Origin of the sequence: Citrobacter sp. U14242, assembly GCF_046555775.1 — a bacterium.
Classification (GTDB): Bacteria; Pseudomonadota; Gammaproteobacteria; order Enterobacterales; family Enterobacteriaceae; genus Citrobacter.
The window spans coordinates 78,188-95,993 of the sequence record NZ_JBKGLW010000001.1 but is presented as its reverse complement, the minus strand read 5'-3'; the positions used below and the strand labels follow the sequence as shown (position 1 = coordinate 95,993).

The 17,806-nt window shown below is 54.0% G+C and carries 11 protein-coding genes; 1 reads left to right on the top strand and 10 read right to left on the bottom strand.

Going from position 1 to position 17,806, the window contains the following annotated elements; genetic code table 11:
• Positions 1 to 274 precede the first annotated feature (274 nt).
• From der to ACLJXE_RS00385, 10 genes are all read right to left on the bottom strand, one after another.
• Positions 275 to 1,747 (bottom strand): ribosome biogenesis GTPase Der, encoded by a 1,473-nt coding sequence (gene der, locus ACLJXE_RS00430; protein WP_271440698.1) that lies wholly within the window; start codon positions 1,745 to 1,747, stop codon positions 275 to 277.
• Between the two features lie 118 nt (positions 1,748 to 1,865).
• The gene (gene bamB / locus ACLJXE_RS00425; RefSeq protein WP_286628904.1) at positions 1,866 to 3,044 is read right to left on the bottom strand and encodes an outer membrane protein assembly factor BamB; all 1,179 of its coding nucleotides are present in this window, start codon (positions 3,042 to 3,044) and stop codon (positions 1,866 to 1,868) included.
• Between the two features lie 10 nt (positions 3,045 to 3,054).
• Complete coding sequence (locus ACLJXE_RS00420) at positions 3,055 to 3,675, bottom strand: YfgM family protein (RefSeq protein ID WP_410749801.1); 621 nt, start codon at positions 3,673 to 3,675, stop codon at positions 3,055 to 3,057.
• Positions 3,676 to 3,688: 13 nt separating this feature from the next.
• The gene (gene hisS / locus ACLJXE_RS00415) at positions 3,689 to 4,963 is read right to left on the bottom strand and encodes a histidine--tRNA ligase (protein WP_286628902.1); all 1,275 of its coding nucleotides are present in this window, start codon (positions 4,961 to 4,963) and stop codon (positions 3,689 to 3,691) included.
• Between the two features lie 110 nt (positions 4,964 to 5,073).
• On the bottom strand, positions 5,074 to 6,192 hold the full coding sequence (ispG, locus tag ACLJXE_RS00410; protein ID WP_016154000.1) for a flavodoxin-dependent (E)-4-hydroxy-3-methylbut-2-enyl-diphosphate synthase: 1,119 nt from the start codon (positions 6,190 to 6,192) through the stop codon (positions 5,074 to 5,076).
• Positions 6,193 to 6,218: 26 nt separating this feature from the next.
• A complete protein-coding gene (gene rodZ, locus ACLJXE_RS00405; protein ID WP_410749800.1) occupies positions 6,219 to 7,211 on the bottom strand; it encodes a cytoskeleton protein RodZ in 993 nt (330 codons plus the stop codon).
• Between the two features lie 285 nt (positions 7,212 to 7,496).
• Positions 7,497 to 8,663, bottom strand: a complete 1,167-nt coding sequence (locus ACLJXE_RS00400; RefSeq protein ID WP_137384795.1) for a bifunctional tRNA (adenosine(37)-C2)-methyltransferase TrmG/ribosomal RNA large subunit methyltransferase RlmN — start codon at positions 8,661 to 8,663, stop codon at positions 7,497 to 7,499.
• Between the two features lie 169 nt (positions 8,664 to 8,832).
• On the bottom strand, positions 8,833 to 9,264 hold the full coding sequence (gene ndk / locus ACLJXE_RS00395) for a nucleoside-diphosphate kinase (protein ID WP_213133616.1): 432 nt from the start codon (positions 9,262 to 9,264) through the stop codon (positions 8,833 to 8,835).
• A gap of 138 nt (positions 9,265 to 9,402) precedes the next feature.
• On the bottom strand, positions 9,403 to 11,709 hold the full coding sequence (pbpC, locus tag ACLJXE_RS00390) for a peptidoglycan glycosyltransferase PbpC (protein ID WP_410749799.1): 2,307 nt from the start codon (positions 11,707 to 11,709) through the stop codon (positions 9,403 to 9,405).
• Positions 11,710 to 16,644 carry an alpha-2-macroglobulin family protein gene (locus tag ACLJXE_RS00385; RefSeq protein ID WP_410749798.1) on the bottom strand — a complete coding sequence of 1,645 codons (4,935 nt, stop codon included), beginning with the start codon at positions 16,642 to 16,644 and terminating at the stop codon, positions 11,710 to 11,712. It lies immediately after the preceding gene.
• A 205-nt stretch (positions 16,645 to 16,849) separates the two neighbouring features.
• On the opposite strand from ACLJXE_RS00385, the gene sseA reads away from it, so the two are divergent.
• Positions 16,850 to 17,701, top strand: a complete 852-nt coding sequence (gene sseA, locus ACLJXE_RS00380; RefSeq protein WP_410749797.1) for a 3-mercaptopyruvate sulfurtransferase — start codon at positions 16,850 to 16,852, stop codon at positions 17,699 to 17,701.
• The last annotated feature ends 105 nt before the right edge of the window (positions 17,702 to 17,806 follow it).

The window sequence follows — 17,806 nt, the reverse complement described above, 5'->3', positions numbered from 1 at the left end:
CTTGTAAACACCGTGATGTACGCCGGCCAGTTACGTAGCTGGTCGATTTTTTACATACGGCGAAGAGTTATTTAACCATTTGATAACCTGACAGTAGTTTTGTCTAGTACCAACCCGGTGACTTTAAGATGAAAATTCGACAATTGTCTACTTTCTTAGATTTAAACTTGGTAAAAAGCGAATAGTCATTGACAGCAAACAGACAGGTACAGGCTAAAAAAGGGCGAAAAAAAAGCCCGCGATTTACGCGGGCCCCTATTGCCATCAGCAGGAGTTACTTGCTTTTTTTGATGTGCTTAATCAAACGCTTACGCTTACGCATCTGCGTTGGTGTCAGTGTATTACGTTTGTTCGCAAACGGGTTTTCCCCTTCTTTGAACTGAATACGAATTGGTGTACCCATTACTTCCAGTGATTTGCGGAAGTAGTTCATCAGATAGCGCTTGTATGAATCCGGCAGGTCTTTCACCTGGTTACCGTGAATCACCACAATAGGCGGGTTATAACCACCGGCGTGCGCATACTTAAGCTTCACACGGCGACCACGTACCAGCGGCGGCTGATGGTCTTCTACCGCCATGGTCATGATGCGGGTCAGCATCGCGGTGCTAACGCGGCGAGTTGAGCTGTCATACGCTTCGCGCACGGATTCGAACAGGTTACCTACACCGCTGCCGTGCAACGCGGAAATAAAGTGAACACGGGCAAAATCGATAAAGCCCAGGCGGAAGTCCAGCGTCTCTTTTACCTGTTCTTTCACTTCCTGCGTCAGGCCGTCCCATTTGTTGACGACGATAACAAGTGAGCGCCCACTATTGAGGATAAAGCCCAGCAGCGAGAGGTCCTGATCGGAGATCCCTTCGCGGGCGTCAATCACCAGCATCACCACGTTGGCATCTTCAATTGCCTGCAACGTTTTGATTACGGAGAACTTTTCTACCGCCTCGGTAATTTTACCGCGCTTACGTACACCTGCAGTATCAATCAGCACATATTCGCGCTCATCACGTTCCATCGGAATATAAATACTGTCGCGCGTGGTCCCCGGCATATCGTAAACCACCACGCGGTCTTCACCGAGAATACGGTTAGTCAGTGTGGACTTACCTACGTTCGGGCGCCCGACAATTGCCAGTTTGATGGGCAGATCCTGCGGATTGAAATCATCTTCAGGCTCTTCTTCGCCATTTTCTTCGGCTTCCAGTTTCGCCCAGTATTCCGCATCTTCATCGACTTCTTCCTGCGGCGCGACATCGTCCATCCACGGGAGCAGAACGTGCTCCAGCAGGCTAAGGACACCACGACCATGGGAAGCCGCGATGGGGTAAATTTCACCCAGCCCCAGTGAGTAAAAATCGACAACGGCCTGATCCGGATCGAGTCCGTCAGTTTTGTTGGCAACGAGGAAGGTTGGTTTCTGGCGCGCACGCAGATGCTTGGCAATGGCTTCATCTGCCGGCATCAGACCAGCACGCGCATCCACCATGAACAGCACAACGTCAGCTTCTTCGATAGCCAGCAACGACTGCTCAGCCATACGGGTTTCAACACCGTCTTCGGTGCCATCAATACCGCCAGTATCAATGCAGATAAACTCGCGGCCTTCAATTTCCGCACGACCGTACTTACGGTCACGAGTCAGACCCGGGAAATCCGCAACCAGCGCATCTCGGGTGCGAGTTAGACGGTTAAATAACGTGGATTTGCCAACGTTAGGGCGCCCGACAAGCGCGACCACAGGTACCATGTTTAAAGCCTCATTTAAAAAATCATCAGACAATGGACACTCTTTTTGCGCCATTGTTAAAAACAGTAAAACGGCCCCTGCACCAGGAGCCGTTTTTCAAAGCGAGCGGCCAGGACGATTAACGCGTAATGGAGTACAACGTACCGTCTTTCGCCTGGATCAGCAGTTTACCATCAGCAGAAACCGGCTCGGTCAGGAAACCTGAGCTGTCGACTTTCTGCTGAGCGACAAAGCGACCATCTTCAACGTTAATCCAGTGCAGGTAGCCTTCGCTATCACCTACGACCAGGTTGCCGTTATACAGAGCCGGAGACGTCAGCAGACGGTGCAGCAGATCGCTTTGCGTCCACAGCGTCACGCCACCATCGGTAGTCAGCGCCAGCACGCGGTCATTCTGATCAACCAGATAGATACGATTACCATCGACGATGAAATCATTCACCGAGCCGAGCTCACGTTTCCACATGATCTGACCACTGCGCAGATCCAGCGCCGTCAGGTTACCATTATAAGCCAGTGCGTAAACTACGCCATTGACGATAACCGGCGTGGTATCGACATCACTCAGACGGTCGATTTCGGTTGGGCCAGTCGCCTGAGAGATACGCTGCTGCCAAATCATCTGACCCTGCTGCATCAGTACGGCACTTACGCGACCATTATCGCCACCCACAATAGCTGCGCCAAAGGCGGTCGCCGGAGCGGATTCACCACGTAAGGAAAGTGATGGCATGTCGAGGTTCACGGTCCATTTGATAGCGCCGTCAGCTTCGTTCAATGCCTGCAACTGACCGTTACTGGTATGGATCAATACCACGCCATCGCTCACCACCGGGCGAGACAACGCTTCACCGGCAACTTTCGTTTGCCATGCGGTTGTACCGTCACTGGTGTTAAGTGCATAAACCTGTGCTTTTTCGCTGCCAATATAAACATGGCCGCCCGACACGGTTACACCGCCAGAAAGCTGAGCTGATGCACGGGAGAACCAACCGTCTTTCTCACCCAGATTAACAGACCAGACCTCTTTGCCGTCGTCTGCGTTCAGCGCTTTCACCACACCGGCGCGAGAGGCTGCATAGACCACGTTATCCGCCAGCGCAGGATGAAGGTTAGAGTAGAAATCACCAATACCGTTACCTACAGACGTGCTCCAGGCAGTAGACGGAGTAAACTGGTTTTCAACCACCGGTAACGGGGACATCTTAACGACATCTTCTTCGCCACTAAACAGTGAACAGCCGCTCAATAGGGTAACGGAAAGCAGCCCTGGCAGAAGTAATTTACGCAATTGCATCGGGTCCCTCTCAGATGGACAAATTATTGATTTTCATCTGCATCATTTCGCTCAGAGCAGGAGAGGCATCGCTTTTCACACCCGCTTCCCATGCGCTACGCGCACCTTGTTTGTCGCCTTTGCTAAGCAACGCTTCACCACGCAGATCGGCCACAATTGCCGCCCACCCTTCACCTTTAATGGTATCAAGTGTTTTTAGCGCGGTATCAGCCTGCTTAAGCTGAACCTGAACACGCGCAAGACGCAGATTAAGCACCGCGTTGAGATTCTCATCGCTGGTTGCGGCCAGGCCTTGTTGTAACTGGGCCGCGGCTTTCTCTAGTTCGTTTTGGTCAACAAACTGCTGTGCCAGTTCCATTGACGCTAACGCGCCATAGGTGTTTTTGTTTTCCGCTGCAAATTTCTCTGCGGCAGGAATGCTATCAGGCTTACCTGCGCTAACCGCAGTCACCGTATTTTGATATGCCAGAGAAGCAGAACGTGCGGACTCCGTCTGATGACTGGTCCAGTAACGCCAGCCGACCAGCGCGCCAACCCCTAAAATTACCCCAACAGCCAGCGCTTTGCCGTTTTCAGCAAAGAAGCGTTTTACCGCATCAACCTGGTCGTGTTCGTTCTCGTAAATTTCCACGCTGTCCTTCTCCTTAGCCCAGTAGAGTGCGCAAATGCGTGGCAACGCTATCCTGCGCTACTGCCGTTTGCTCACCAGAGCGCAAATCCTTCACTACAACGGTACCGTCAGCCACTTCGGACTCACCCAGTACCAGTGCAACGCGGGCGCCCCACTTATCGGCGCGAGCAAACTGTTTCTTAAAGTTGCCGCCACCGTGGTTAGTCATCAGTTTCACACCGGGAACTTCATCACGCAGACGTTCAGCAAGCCGCATCGCAGCCGACTGTGTATCCGCACCTGAAGCAACCAGGTATATATCGACAACAGGATCTGCGTTAAATTCCGGATTAACTGCCTGAACTAACAAAACAAGTCGTTCAAGACCCATAGCAAAGCCTACCGCTGGCGTAGCACGACCGCCAAGTTGCTCAACCAGGCCATCATAACGACCACCTGCACATACGGTACCCTGTGAGCCCAGGCTGTTGGTTACCCACTCAAATACGGTGCGGTTGTAGTAGTCGAGACCACGAACCAGGCGCTGATTAACGGTATAGGCAATTCCTGCGGATTCCAGCAGCTTGCACAGGCCCGCGAAATGTTCGCGAGAATCGTCATCCAGATAGTCACCCAGTGCAGGGGCATCGTTCAGCAGCGCCTGCACTTCCGGGTTTTTGGAGTCGAGCACGCGCAGCGGGTTGGTGTACATGCGGCGCTTGCAATCTTCGTCCAGTTTTTCTTTGTGCTGTTCCAGGTAGGCGACCAGCGCATCACGGTAGTTAGCACGCGCTTCAAGCGAACCAATAGAGTTCAGCTCAAGGCTAACATGCTGGGAAATACCCAGTGCACGCCACCAGCGGGCAGTCAGCATAATCAGTTCAGCATCAATGTCCGGTCCTTGCAGACCAAACACTTCGACACCCAACTGATGGAATTGGCGATAACGTCCTTTTTGCGGACGTTCGTGGCGGAACATCGGCCCGATGTACCACAGACGCTGTTCCTGATTGTACAGGAGACCATGTTCGATGCCGGCGCGTACGCAGCCCGCAGTGCCTTCAGGACGCAGGGTCAGGCTATCGCCATTGCGGTCCTCAAAGGTATACATCTCTTTTTCAACGACGTCGGTCACTTCACCGATCGCACGTTTGAATAACGGGGTCTGCTCTACAATCGGCAAGCGGATTTCACTGTAACCGTAGCTGCCGAGCACGTTTTTGAGAGTGCCTTCAATGCGCTGCCAGATGGCGGTTTCGCCAGGCAGATAATCGTTCATGCCGCGAATGGCTTGAATGTTTTTTGCCACGTTTATTCTCTTTATGGATATAAAAATGAACCCTCAGCGCTAACCCGAATAATACGGGCGCCATGCGGGTTCAATCATACACGGGAAGCACGCCGCTTCCCATCACGTTATTATTTTTCAAGCTGCTGCACGTCAATGCGTCGCGCTTCGTCGAGAATACTCGCTTTGGCGCGAATACGGGCTTCGAGCTGCGTGATCATGTCATCGTTGTCGAGTCTGTCTTTACGCACGCCGTCTTCATACAGGCCGCTTTTCTTGTTGCCGCCCGTCACGCCCAGCGTGGAAACCAGTGCTTCGCCAGGACCGTTTACCACGCAACCGATGATCGAAACGTCCATTGGCGTAATGATATCTTCCAGGCGTTGCTCCAGCGCGTTAACCGTGCCGATAACGTCGAACTCCTGGCGTGAGCAGGTTGGACAAGCGATAAAGTTAATGCCACGCGCGCGAATGCGCAGTGATTTCAGAATATCAAAGCCCACTTTGATCTCTTCGACCGGATCCGCCGCCAGAGAAACACGCAGCGTATCACCGATGCCTTCTGACAGCAGCAGTCCCAGACCGATCGCAGATTTTACCGCACCACTACGTGCGCCACCGGCTTCGGTGATCCCCAGGTGCAGCGGTTGATCAATCTGTTTTGCCAGCAGACGATAAGATTCTACGGCGAGGAAAACATCAGACGCTTTCACGCTAACTTTGAACTGATCGAAGTTCAGACGATCGAGATGATCCACATGGCGCATCGCGGATTCCAGCAGCGCCTGCGGTGTTGGTTCACCGTATTTTTCCTGCAGATCTTTTTCCAGCGATCCGGCGTTGACGCCGATGCGGATAGGAATATTTTTGTCACGAGCGCAGTCCACCACCATGCGAATACGCTCTTCGTTACCGATGTTACCTGGGTTGATACGCAGACAATCGACACCGTATTCCGCCACTTTCAGCGCAATACGGTAATCAAAGTGAATATCGGCAACCAGCGGGACATTAACCTGCTGTTTGATAAGCTTGAACGCTTCTGCAGCATCCATTGTCGGTACAGAGACACGAACAATATCTGCGCCAACACGTTCCAGCGCTTTGATCTGATTAACCGTCGCTTCCACATCCGTGGTACGCGTATTGGTCATAGACTGTACGGCGATGGGAGCCCCATCGCCGATCGGCACGTTCCCAACGTAAATGCGTGTCGATTTTCTACGTTGAATTGGAGCCTGATTATGCATTAAAAAATCTCCCGCATTGCCGTCTGTTACTGAGCCGATGATTGTTCGGCATTAACGGTCAGACGCGCAACCTGGTTAGTTCTGATAAAACGACTCAGGTCAACAGGTTTACCCTGGAACTGAATCTGCACTGCCGCCGGCGCACCAATTTTCAGTTTGTACGGAGCCTGACCGGCCAGATTCAAATTGCCATCTTTACGCTGCATGCCGCTAAACAGTTTTTTACCGGTTGCGTCGGTCACTTCCAGCCAGCAGTCAGCGGTGAAATTCATCACCAGCGCGTTAGGATCGGCAGCCGGCGTTGTTATACCGGCCTGGTCAGTCGGCAGTGATGCCGCTGTCGCCGGTGCAGTGGGTGTGGTCGCTGCAGTATCAACATTGGCCTGAGACGGAGCGACAACGGCGTTTTGATCTGCGCCAGGAGCCGGGGTCGCTGCAGTATCCGGCGTTTGAGCAGCATCAGCCACTGCGCCATCACCCGGAGCCGGTGTATTGTCCTGGCTTGCGGCAGCGCTGGTATCCAGCGGTACACTCTGTGCGTTATCTTTACCGGCATTCAGTTCAGCGGAAGATTGATCGGCCATCGTGGTGATTTCTTCCTGCTGCGCTTTATGGTTTTGCCACCACCAGGCGCCCGTCAGTCCGACAACGACAAACAGTACCAGCCAGGTAAAGGTCATTAGCCAGCCGTCACGCTTCTTGCGGCGCTTACCGAGCGAAAAACTCTGCATCGGCGCAACTTTGGCAGGGCGAATCGGAGCCTGTTTTTCCAGCCCTGGCAACAGTTCTTCTTCAGGAATATGCACCAGACGCGCATAAGAACGGATATACCCGCGCAGGAATGTTGAAGCGAGATCGGCGGGTGCCTTATCTTCTTCAATATCGCGTACCGTGGAGACCTTCAGGCAGAGTCGTTCCGCGACCACCTGTTGGCTGAATCCGAGTTGTTCACGGGCATTGCGCAGACGAACGCCGGTGGATAGTGCTTCATTTTTGTCGTGCGTGGCTTCAGTATTCATTCGCTACAGCTGCGTAAATTTGGGTTCTGGCGCCGGCGAGCCACAATGCTCACCCACACCGCGAAACATCTGGTCAGTTAACCTTCGTCAGACAGTATAAAACGGTCAGACTATCAATGACAAAACAGCGTAAACCTGAGGGTCTAAACTCTTGTTGCACCGCTACATACTGCCTTAAAGTCGACTAAAACGCACCGTTATTATTGTTCAGAAGACTACAACAAAGGACCTTATGTAACTTACATTGCACTACGGTACATTATTTATACCGTAGTGCATTCGGTATCAAACGGTTTTGATATCGATAGCATCGCCCTGCATACGCTTGCGCAGAGTGCGCTTGGTACGGTCGATAACGTCTCCCGCCAGCTGACCACAGGCTGCATCGATGTCATCGCCACGTGTTTTACGCACGATGGTCGTGAAACCATAGCTCATCAACACTTTAGAGAAACGATCGATACGACTGTTAGAGCTACGGCCATACGGCGCGCCCGGGAACGGGTTCCACGGAATCAGGTTGATCTTACACGGCGTGTCTTTCAGCAGTTCTGCAAGCTGATGAGCATGCTCAGTGCCATCGTTGATGTGATCCAACATCACATACTCGATAGTCACGCGGCCCTGGTTCGCATTGGATTTCTCCAGATAGCGGCGCACGGCCCCGAGGAACGTTTCGATATTGTACTTTTTGTTGATAGGTACAATTTCGTCACGAATCTCATCATTTGGCGCATGCAGAGAAATCGCCAGTGCGACATCAATCATATCGCCCAACTTATCCAGCGCAGGTACAACGCCTGAGGTGGACAGCGTAACGCGACGCTTGGACAACCCGAAACCGAAGTCATCAAGCATAATTTCCATCGCCGGAACGACGTTAGTCAGGTTAAGCAGTGGCTCCCCCATCCCCATCATCACCACGTTGGTGATTGGACGTACGCCTGTGGCTTTCACCGCGCCGACGATTTTCGCCGCACGCCAGACCTGACCAATGATTTCCGACACACGCAGGTTACGGTTAAAGCCCTGCTGCGCCGTAGAGCAGAATTTACACTCTAATGCACAACCAACCTGTGAAGAAACACACAGGGTCGCGCGATCGTCTTCCGGGATATAAACCGTTTCAACACGCTGATCGCCAACCGCGATGGCCCACTTGATGGTGCCATCAGAAGAACGCTGCTCTTCCACCACTTCCGGGGCGCGAATTTCAGCCACTTCTTTCAATTTGTTGCGCAGCACCTTATTGATGTCAGTCATGTCATCAAAATTATCGCTGCAATAGTGGTACATCCATTTCATGACCTGATCGGCACGAAACGGTTTTTCGCCCATCTCTTTGAAGAATTCGCGCATCTGCTGACGGTTCAGATCCAGCAGGTTAATTTTTCCATTTTTATTTGGAACCGCAGCAATGACGACTTCAGAGGTGTTAACTAATTCAGACATAATTTTTTCCGGCCTCGTTGTTACACGTTATGGCCCGTGGAGGGTTAAAAAGAAACGCCCCGGTAAGCGGTCTGCTCTTCCGGGGCGTTGCATTGTACAAAGTCTGGCGCAGGGATGCCACGTTTGCACGAAGCATTAGCGAAAATAATATGTAAACGACCCCGTTAAATTAACGAGTACGAGCGCACACTTCGCCTTCACCAAAGAAATAGGCGATTTCACGGGCTGCAGATTCAACGGAATCGGAACCGTGAGTACCATTTTCGGTGAAGCTGTCAGCGTAGTCGGCACGCAGCGTACCAGCCAGCGCATTTGCCGGATTCGTTGCGCCCAGCAGATCGCGATGACGCTGAACGGCGTTTTCGCTTTCCAGTACAGAAACAACAATCGGACCGGAAGTCATGAATTCAACCAGGCCATCAAAGAACGGTTTGCCGTCGTGCTCAGCATAGAAACCACGCGCCTGCTCAACGGTCAGGTGCAGCATTTTAGTACCGACAATTTTGAACCCTGCTGCTTCGAAGCGCGCAAAGATGCTCCCAATAACGTTTTTTGCCACCGCGTTTGGTTTGATGATGGAAAAAGTACGTTCAATAGCCATGATTACCTCTGAAAAAAGATGTTCTGTTATGGTTTACCTGGCGCGGATTATAAAGAGCATCCTGGCCGTTGACTATTGACGAAGGTAACATTTCTTTAAAATAAGATGATTTTTAGCAACAAAGCATCTCAACCTGGTCTATTGCAAAGAAAATCTCACCGCCGCCACCTGTCCCGCGTCATCCATCACCAGGAGTTGGTAATCCCCTTTTACTGTGAGTCGCAGGGTAAGACGACGCCCACGCTCATCCAGCCGTTCACCGTTAAGAAACCACCAGCGCTCACCTGTCCCACCGCTGGTTTGCACCGGTACTGAGACCTCCGGAGAACCGGGTAAGCGTTTCACAATCGCGCCATCACGAATGCCTGTCAACTGGAGCGGTAAGAAAGCGTCCTGCCCCAGCGGCGGGCAGGTAGCGGAAACCGGCGGTAGCCGTGCGGCTCGGCGCTCAGATTGCGGCAGCCAGGGCTCCAGCGGCAAGGGCCAGACGATTAACATATGTTCGCGCGCCTGCGCGCAATCTGGCGCAACGCGATTTCCTGTCTCATCTAACCAGACGGGAAAACGAATACCGTTAACCCCTTCCTGCTCGGGTAATAACAGCGTCGGCGGCTGGCTACCGTCCAGTAGCCAGGTGGCTAAGCGGCGACGACAGTTGCCGTCCCCGTCTGGCAAAAATTGCCCGCCCGGCCAGCAGACCACGCCCCGGCTGACCGACTCTGGACGAGGATCTTCTGGCTGATGTGTCCCACGCGCCAGCAGCAGGTTGTTGACCTGATTCAGCAAAGGCACCGCGCTGGCAAAACCAAACTGCCCGACCACCGGCGTACCGTCGGGTCGACCGGTCCAGATACCTATCACATGACGTGAATTAACGCCGATTGCCCATGCGTCACGATAGCCATAACTGGTGCCCGTTTTCCATGCCAGCGGAACCACTCTGCTCAGCGCGTTATCCGGCAGGGGCTGCGCTTCGTCAGCCATAATCCGCCGAATAATCCATGCCGCACCTGCTGACATCAACGGTCGATCCAGGAGTGGATCTGTCGGCTGCAAACGCAGTTTTCCCGCCTTACCATGACGGGCAAACGCACTGTATGCCGCCGCCATATCTTCAAGTCTCGCCCCCGCGCCGCCCAGGATCAACGACAGATTCGGCGCAGCGCCTGCGGGTAAGTACAGCGGCAAACCCACATTGCGCAATTTTGCGGCAAAACGCTTCGAACCATAAGCGTCAAGCACCTGAACTGCGGGTAAATTTAACGAACGCACCAGCGCTTCACTCATGCTCACCGGGCCATGAAAGCCACTATCAAAATTCCCTGGACGATAATCCCCGGTACGACGCGGCACGTCCTGCAGCAACGAAGCCGGGTGAATCAATCCGTCATCCAGCGCCAGGCCATAGATAAACGGCTTCAGCACCGATCCCGGAGAACGAATCGCGTTCACCATATCCACATGACCAAAACGAGTGTCGTCATTCATATCCACCGAGCCGACCCAGCCACGCACGCTCATATCGGTGTGATCGACTACAATCATCGCCAGCGAAGTGCGCGCAGGAAGCCGCCCCTTCCAGTTTTGTGCCAGCTCTTCCAGCTGGCGTTGCAGCCCGGCATCCAGCGTGGTCACTATTTTGTCACTGCGACTTTTTCCCAGCATCATGCGCGAGAATAAGGGTGCTAACTGCGGCATCTGCCTGGGAGCCAACCAGACGGGCTCTTCGCGTGACTCCTGTACCTGTTTTGTGGGCCAAATCCCTTGCGTCGCCATACGCTCAAGCACTTTATTGCGCGCGGCTTCGGCGCGTTCCGGCCAGCGATCCGGGCGCAAGCGGCTCGGCGCCTGTGGCAGTACGGCCAGTAATGCCGCCTCAGAATAACTGAGTTGGGCGGGGGATTTACCAAGATATGCCCAGCTTGCTGCGCCAACGCCCTGAAGCGTGCCGCCGAAAGGTGCGCGGTTGAGGTACAGCGTCAGGATATCGCGCTTGGAAAGGTGCCACTCAAGTTGGAATGCGCGCCAGAGCTGGCGTAACTTACCGCCAAAGGTGCGAGGATGAGGATCAAGTAATCTTGCCACCTGCATGGTAAGCGTACTGCCTCCTGAGACGACGCGTCCAGAAGAAAGGTCCTGCCACGCCGCACGCAGCACCGAAAACGGATTAACACCGGGATGTTTCCAGAACCAGCGATCTTCGTAATTGATTAATGCATCGAGGTACCGGGGAGAAACCTCATCAATAGTGACCGGATAACGCCAGATACCGTCCGCATCGGCAAAACGCCATAGCGGCGTACCATCGTACGCCACCACGACGCGCGCAGGATCGACTTCATGCAGCGGCAGCGGCCAGATTTTATCTGCCGACCAAACCGCCACCACAAGTAATAGCATAACGGCGGCCAGCCAGCCGCCGCGTTTAGCCCATCGAAGCATCATTTACGGTCTGACAATCAGCGGGCCCTCAGCCGTGCCAGTCGCGCGCCACTGCGGAACATACATCGATTCCACCTGCGGCACAGGAATCTGATATGTCCCCGGCGTGACCGCCCGCGCCAGATACACCAGCGTGACCGGCTGCCCTTCGTTGACCGCGACCGCCGCGACAAAGCGATCGTCGCGGAACTCCACGTGCTGAATATCAGCCTGCTGCATTTGATTGAGCAGATTCGCCACTTCACTGCCGCTATCCTGCAGGCTGGCGCTGCCGTTAGCCAGATTCTGGTTTTCCAGCTCCAGTCCGGCAGGCAGGAGATCGACCACCAGCGCATCCGGTACATTCTGGCTGGCTTTCACCGTCAGCCAAACCAGCACCAGCTCACCGCTGCGCAAAGACGAGAGCGATTTACTCTGCCCATCGGTGCCCAGCATCTGACGTTCAATATGCAGGACATTACTGGCAGGCTGCGGCGAAGTTTGCGGGTAACCACTTACATCCAGACGCAACCACAGCGGCAGATTACCGGTATTGGTGACGCTCAGAGTAGACAGCTGATCGGCAGCCAGATTACGGGTTTGCGATTTCTCACCTGTCAGAGGCTGTTCGGCAAGTGACGTCTGCGCCTGCCACGTGCCAGGCAAATCCTGCAATGTGCGCGCAGCAAGGAACAGCGCATTATTTTCCTGAGTGGAGAGCCAGCGCTGGCCAAAGGCCTGCTCTGATAGCGTGTTCAGCAGCGTATTCTGCACGTCAGGTTTGAGCTTATTCTCTTCCAGTAACGCCAGCATCAGCGCATTATCGCGCAGCTGACTGCCGTAATCCGCCATCCACTGCTGCGCATCGCGGCGTGGTGTATTCAATGCCAGCGTCAAAGCCTGTTCACTGCGATTCGCATCGCCCATGTTTTTCAGTGCAACCCCCAATTGCAGCAGCGGTAGACCGGAGGCGGCCTGAGCACGACGCTCCCAGATCTCGCGCAGTGCACCAAGCGGGGCTTTCTGCTGACGGGCCAACACCAACGCGGCATAGGCCTGCACGGCAAACCGGCTGGCTGCGGTATCATCAGTGTAGCGAATCGACATCATGCCCGGATCCTGCAAATAGCGCAGCAACCGCGCATTGCCCTGGTTAATCACTTCAGCCGGAACGCTGTAGCCCTGCTCATTTGCCCGGACGAGGAAATCCATGACATAGGCGCTCAGCCAGTACTCTTCCGGCCCGTTTTTATCCCACAATGCAAACCCACCGTTATCACGCTGCATCTGCAGCAACCGGGAAATACCGATCTCGACCGCCGCGCGACGTTTCTCATCACTATCGCCCGCAATGCCCAACGCCTTCAACTGCGCGGCGTTGGTATATAACGACGGGAACAGTCCGCTGGCTGTTTGTTCCAGACAACCGTAAGGATAGGCTTTCAATTCGCGGATGTAGCGCGCCAGATTCAGCGGCGGTTTGCCGCTGAACAGCAGTTGTCCCTGCACTGTCACCGGCGAGAAATTAACCAACTCTTCACCTGGCAATTGCCAGATTTCACCCGGCTGGAGGGCAACACCGTTATTGACAGTTTGCGCCGGGAACGCCGGGCGCACGCCAATCTTCCACTGTTTATGCTGAACAGGTAGCGTTTCGCCGGGCAGCGTCAGGCCGCTAATCTGCGCCTGAATTTCGCCATCGCCGAATCCCTCCAGCGCCCGCACCGGAATAAATAGTGTGGTACGCACGCCCGGTGCCAGATTCACCGGAGCAGGATTTTGCCCCATCAACTCCATTAATCCGTTGGCGGTAAGCTGAATATCCAACGTTTGCGGTTTGTCTGTCAGGTTGGTGACGTCCAACGTCAGGCGCGAGATATCACCTCCGGCCATAAAGCGCGGCATATTCAATTCAGCAATCACCGGGGCGGCAACAATCACTTTACTTTCGCTGCTGCCAAAATCATCCGCTGTCCAGGCCTGCGCCATTACCCGCAACTCACCATTGAAATCACCAATCGGTAACGTCACCGTCCCTTCGCCCTGTTCGTTTAGCATGACCGGCAACGCCTGTTGCGCCACGATATTGACGTGATTAACCGGTGGTTTTCCGCCGCGTTTTAACGCATCGCCATCGCCCCCGAAACGCAGCGCCGCCAGACGCCCTTGCCCTTCAATAACCTGGCCATAAATATCATAAATATCCGCGCCATAGCGTTTCTGCCCGAAAAATGCCTGCCACGGATCTGGCGTGGCGTAATCCGTGATATTCAACACCCCGCTATCAACGGCAGAGACCAGTACATAAACCTGCTTTGGTATCTCGCCATTTTTAACACTGGCTTTCACCTTGACGATCAGCGGCTGATTGGGGCGCATTTTCGCCGGGTTTTCCAGGGCCAGCGCCAGACGACGGTTCTCATCACCCAACGGCAAATGCAGCAGCCCAACCGCACGTTTAGGCGTTGCTGAACGGGATTTGTCGCCAGGGCGGATCACCAGCGCACTGAGATACAAATCGTGGCGGTTCCAGCTTTTATCGACCGGAATAGAGAGCTCAAGACCATCCGCAGGCACCTCGATTTCTTGCCACCACAGCGGACCATTACTCGATTCCACCATCGCATAGCCTTTACCCGCTGCCGGCGCGGCAATGTGCAGCTTCATGGTATCGCCGGGACGATAATTGGGTTTGTCCAGTTTCAACGTCACGCGATCCGGGCGCACAGCCCCGCTACCGTCGCTGTTATCCTGCCAGCTGTATCCGGCCCAGAAGCGTACACTGCTCACCGTATCGTTTGGCGCTTTAACCTCGAGGCGGTATGCACCCCACTCTACCGGGAAACTCACTTTACCGGTTTCATCGGCCTTAAGATCCAGCGTCTGCTCGCCTTCGACCAGATCCTTTTGATCGAACTGAGACTGCCAGCCTTCGCCCTCAGACCAGTTCCAGTAATAATCCCGACGTTCACGGATCAAACGCACCTGCAAACCGGTTACCGCTTTTTTCTCGCCTTGCGCATCGGCATACACGATATCGAAGGCGGCGTTGCTGCCTTCATCCACGATGGGCTGATTCACGGTGGTATCGGTGCGGTAGTCATAGACGGCTTTTGCCGCAAACTGCGGACGAATACCCGGCAGCGTATCCGCAGGCCAGATGGCTTGGTCTGCCCGACGGGTCACTGGACGGCCCCCCGACTCCAGCAGGCTGGCCTGCAAAATGACCTGCAGCGGCGAATGCGTTTCTTGCCACTGGCTACTGGCGATGACCTCGCCGCGACCTTGTTCATCTAACGTAAGCTGAACTTCATCGAGGCTACGGGACAGGTTTTCTTCAGCAATATTACCGAACTGGAATCCCGGTAGCGCCTGCACCGCTTCACGCAGTGGCCGCAGGAAAAGCTGTCCTTGCAGGGCGTTACCGTTGGCAGGTGCGCCGTACAGGTAGTAGCCCACAACTGAAAACGTCACATCATCCGCCGGCGCCACGGGCGTTTTTTCCGCAGCGAGATTGAGCGCCATTCGCTCCGGCATAAAGTCTTCGACGTGGAAGTCCCACATCCGCGACTGGTTATCACCAGTATTAGCCCGAATATGCCACATGCCGGTTGGCGCACTGCTGTCCAGCGGCCAGCTAAAGCGATACAAACCGTTTTCGGGCTGGCTGATCACCGTGCGTAATACCTGTCCGTCGGGTTTCACGACCTCCAGCTTAACCGGCTGATCGGGCAACGTTTTGCCGTCGCTGTCGCGCAGGAGTCCGTTGAGGATCACCGTTTCACCAGGGCGATAGAGATCGCGTGGACCAAACATAAAGAACTGCTTGCTGTAGCCCGGCGCCCCCGCGATATCAAACTCGGCCAGATCCAGCGCCGGGAGCTTCAAATCCAACAATGTGGTTTGCCCATCTTTTCGCGCCAGCAATAAAGCCGCATCTTTATCAGTTTCAAGCTTTACATGCCCCTGCGCATCACTGGTGGCTTGCGCCAATGTCTGCCCTTTCTCATTGAGTAAGGTGATATCAATCCCCTGTTGCGCAGCACCGTTTTCCAGGCTTTGTGTGAAAACATCCAGTTGGTTGTGGTAACGGTGGACAGAGACACCGATATCGCTAAGCGTAAACAACGTCGCGGCATTGCTGTAGTTGTACTGCCCGGCCTGATTCATCACCGCCACGTACACGCCCGCCTGCTGCAGCGGTTTGATATCGCTCAACGGCAGCAACAGTTTCTCCCGGGTATTACGCGTTGGATTGAGATCAAAGCGTCCGGTATACACCAGTTCCGCCATTTTCAGCAGGTTATCGGATTCCCAGTTGGACAATGCGTTACGGTATTCCCACTGGCTGACAAAGGCACCAAGCGATTCAGGTTTCACGCGAAAGAAGTTCACATCTACGCTATTAACGTTCAGCGCCATCACCGGTAACCCTTCGATCACTTTGCCCGGCAGTAGCGAGCCACGACTGGCAAACCCTACACTCGGCTGAACATCGCGCGTGGTAATATTTTTTTCATACTCAATGCCAAACGTCGCTTTATTCAACGCCAGCAAATCGCGCTCAATGGTTACCACCAGCTCACGATTGGGCTCCAGATGACGTAAACGTAGCTCTTTCAGGTTTGGCGCCAGTTCCCAGGCTCCGTCTACTTTGCCGCTTTTTTTATCGACAACGTGCAGCACGCGAGAAAAATCTTGTTCGGGATTGAGAGGAATAGAGAAAGTCAGCACCAGAGTTGCTGCACCATCAAGCTGAACTTCTGAGGCATCCAACAGCGTCAACGGTTTACCCTGGCTTTGCTGCATCAGCTTTTGTAATTGCGCCGGATCTTTTACCGGTGCGCTCTGCGGGGCTGGCGCATCATTTTTCGCCGCTGTTGACGGCTTATCGTTATTATTATCGCACCCCGCCAGCGCCAACATCAGCATACAGGCCACTACGCGAATATATTTCATTTTTCATCCCTGGCCGCAGTGGCCCGTTAGCTACGTAGAACAACTATTATGCGTCAGATTTCAGGTGGTGGAAGTCAGTAATAGGATGTTGTATCTGAATTTTCGTGATTAATGTGGGTCCACCTGACAAATCAGCCTCTTTTACTTGTCGCTTTACAGTAAACAGCCGACAATTTGCCGAAACCTGGTAATAATGGAGATGCCTATGACTACCGCCTTCTTTGTCGCTGCCGACTGGCTTGTCGAACATATTGACGACCCGGAAATACAAATTCTTGATGCCCGGATGGCACCCCCAGGCCAGGAAGATCGTGATGTTGGCGAGGAATATCGTGCAGGCCATATTCCTGGCGCTGTCTTTTTTGATATTGAAGCCCTCTCTGACCACACCTCCCCCTTTCCACATATGATGCCGCGCCCGGAGGCTTTCGCTGTAGCCATGCGCGAGTTGGGTGTACATCAGGATAAACACCTGGTCATCTACGATGACGGCAATCTGTTTTCTGCCCCGCGAGCCTGGTGGATGCTGCGCACGTTTGGCGTGGAAAATGTCTCCATTTTGGCAGGCGGTTTTGCGAGTTGGCAGCGTGATGCGTTACCGTTGCAGGAAGGGAGCGTTGATCTGCCAGAAGGCGAGTTTGACGCCGCATTTACGCCAGAGGCCGTAGTGCGAGTGACCGATGTCCTGCTGGCCAGCCATGAAAAAACCGCGCAGATTGTCGATGCGCGACCGGCTGCGCGTTTTAACGCTGAAGTTGACGAGCCGCGTCCAGGCCTGAAACGTGGTCATGTTCCAGGCGCACTGAACGTGCCATGGACTGAACTGGTACGTGATGGAGAATTGAAAACTACCGACGAACTGGATGCGATTTTCTTCAGCCACGGCGTGAGTTTTGACAGACCCATTATCGCCAGCTGCGGCTCCGGCGTCACAGCTGCCGTGGTGGTGCTGGCGCTTACCACGCTGGGTGTCCCCAACGTCGCGTTGTATGACGGTGCGTGGAGCGAATGGGGAGCGCGCAACGATTTACCGGTAGAACCGGCTGAGACTCAATAAAATCTGATTTACGCTCATCTTTTGCCCACAAAAAAACCGCTCAAATGAGCGGTTTTTTTGTGCCAGTCCAGTTCGCGGCCTTTCCAGCAGGCTGTGTTGCCATAG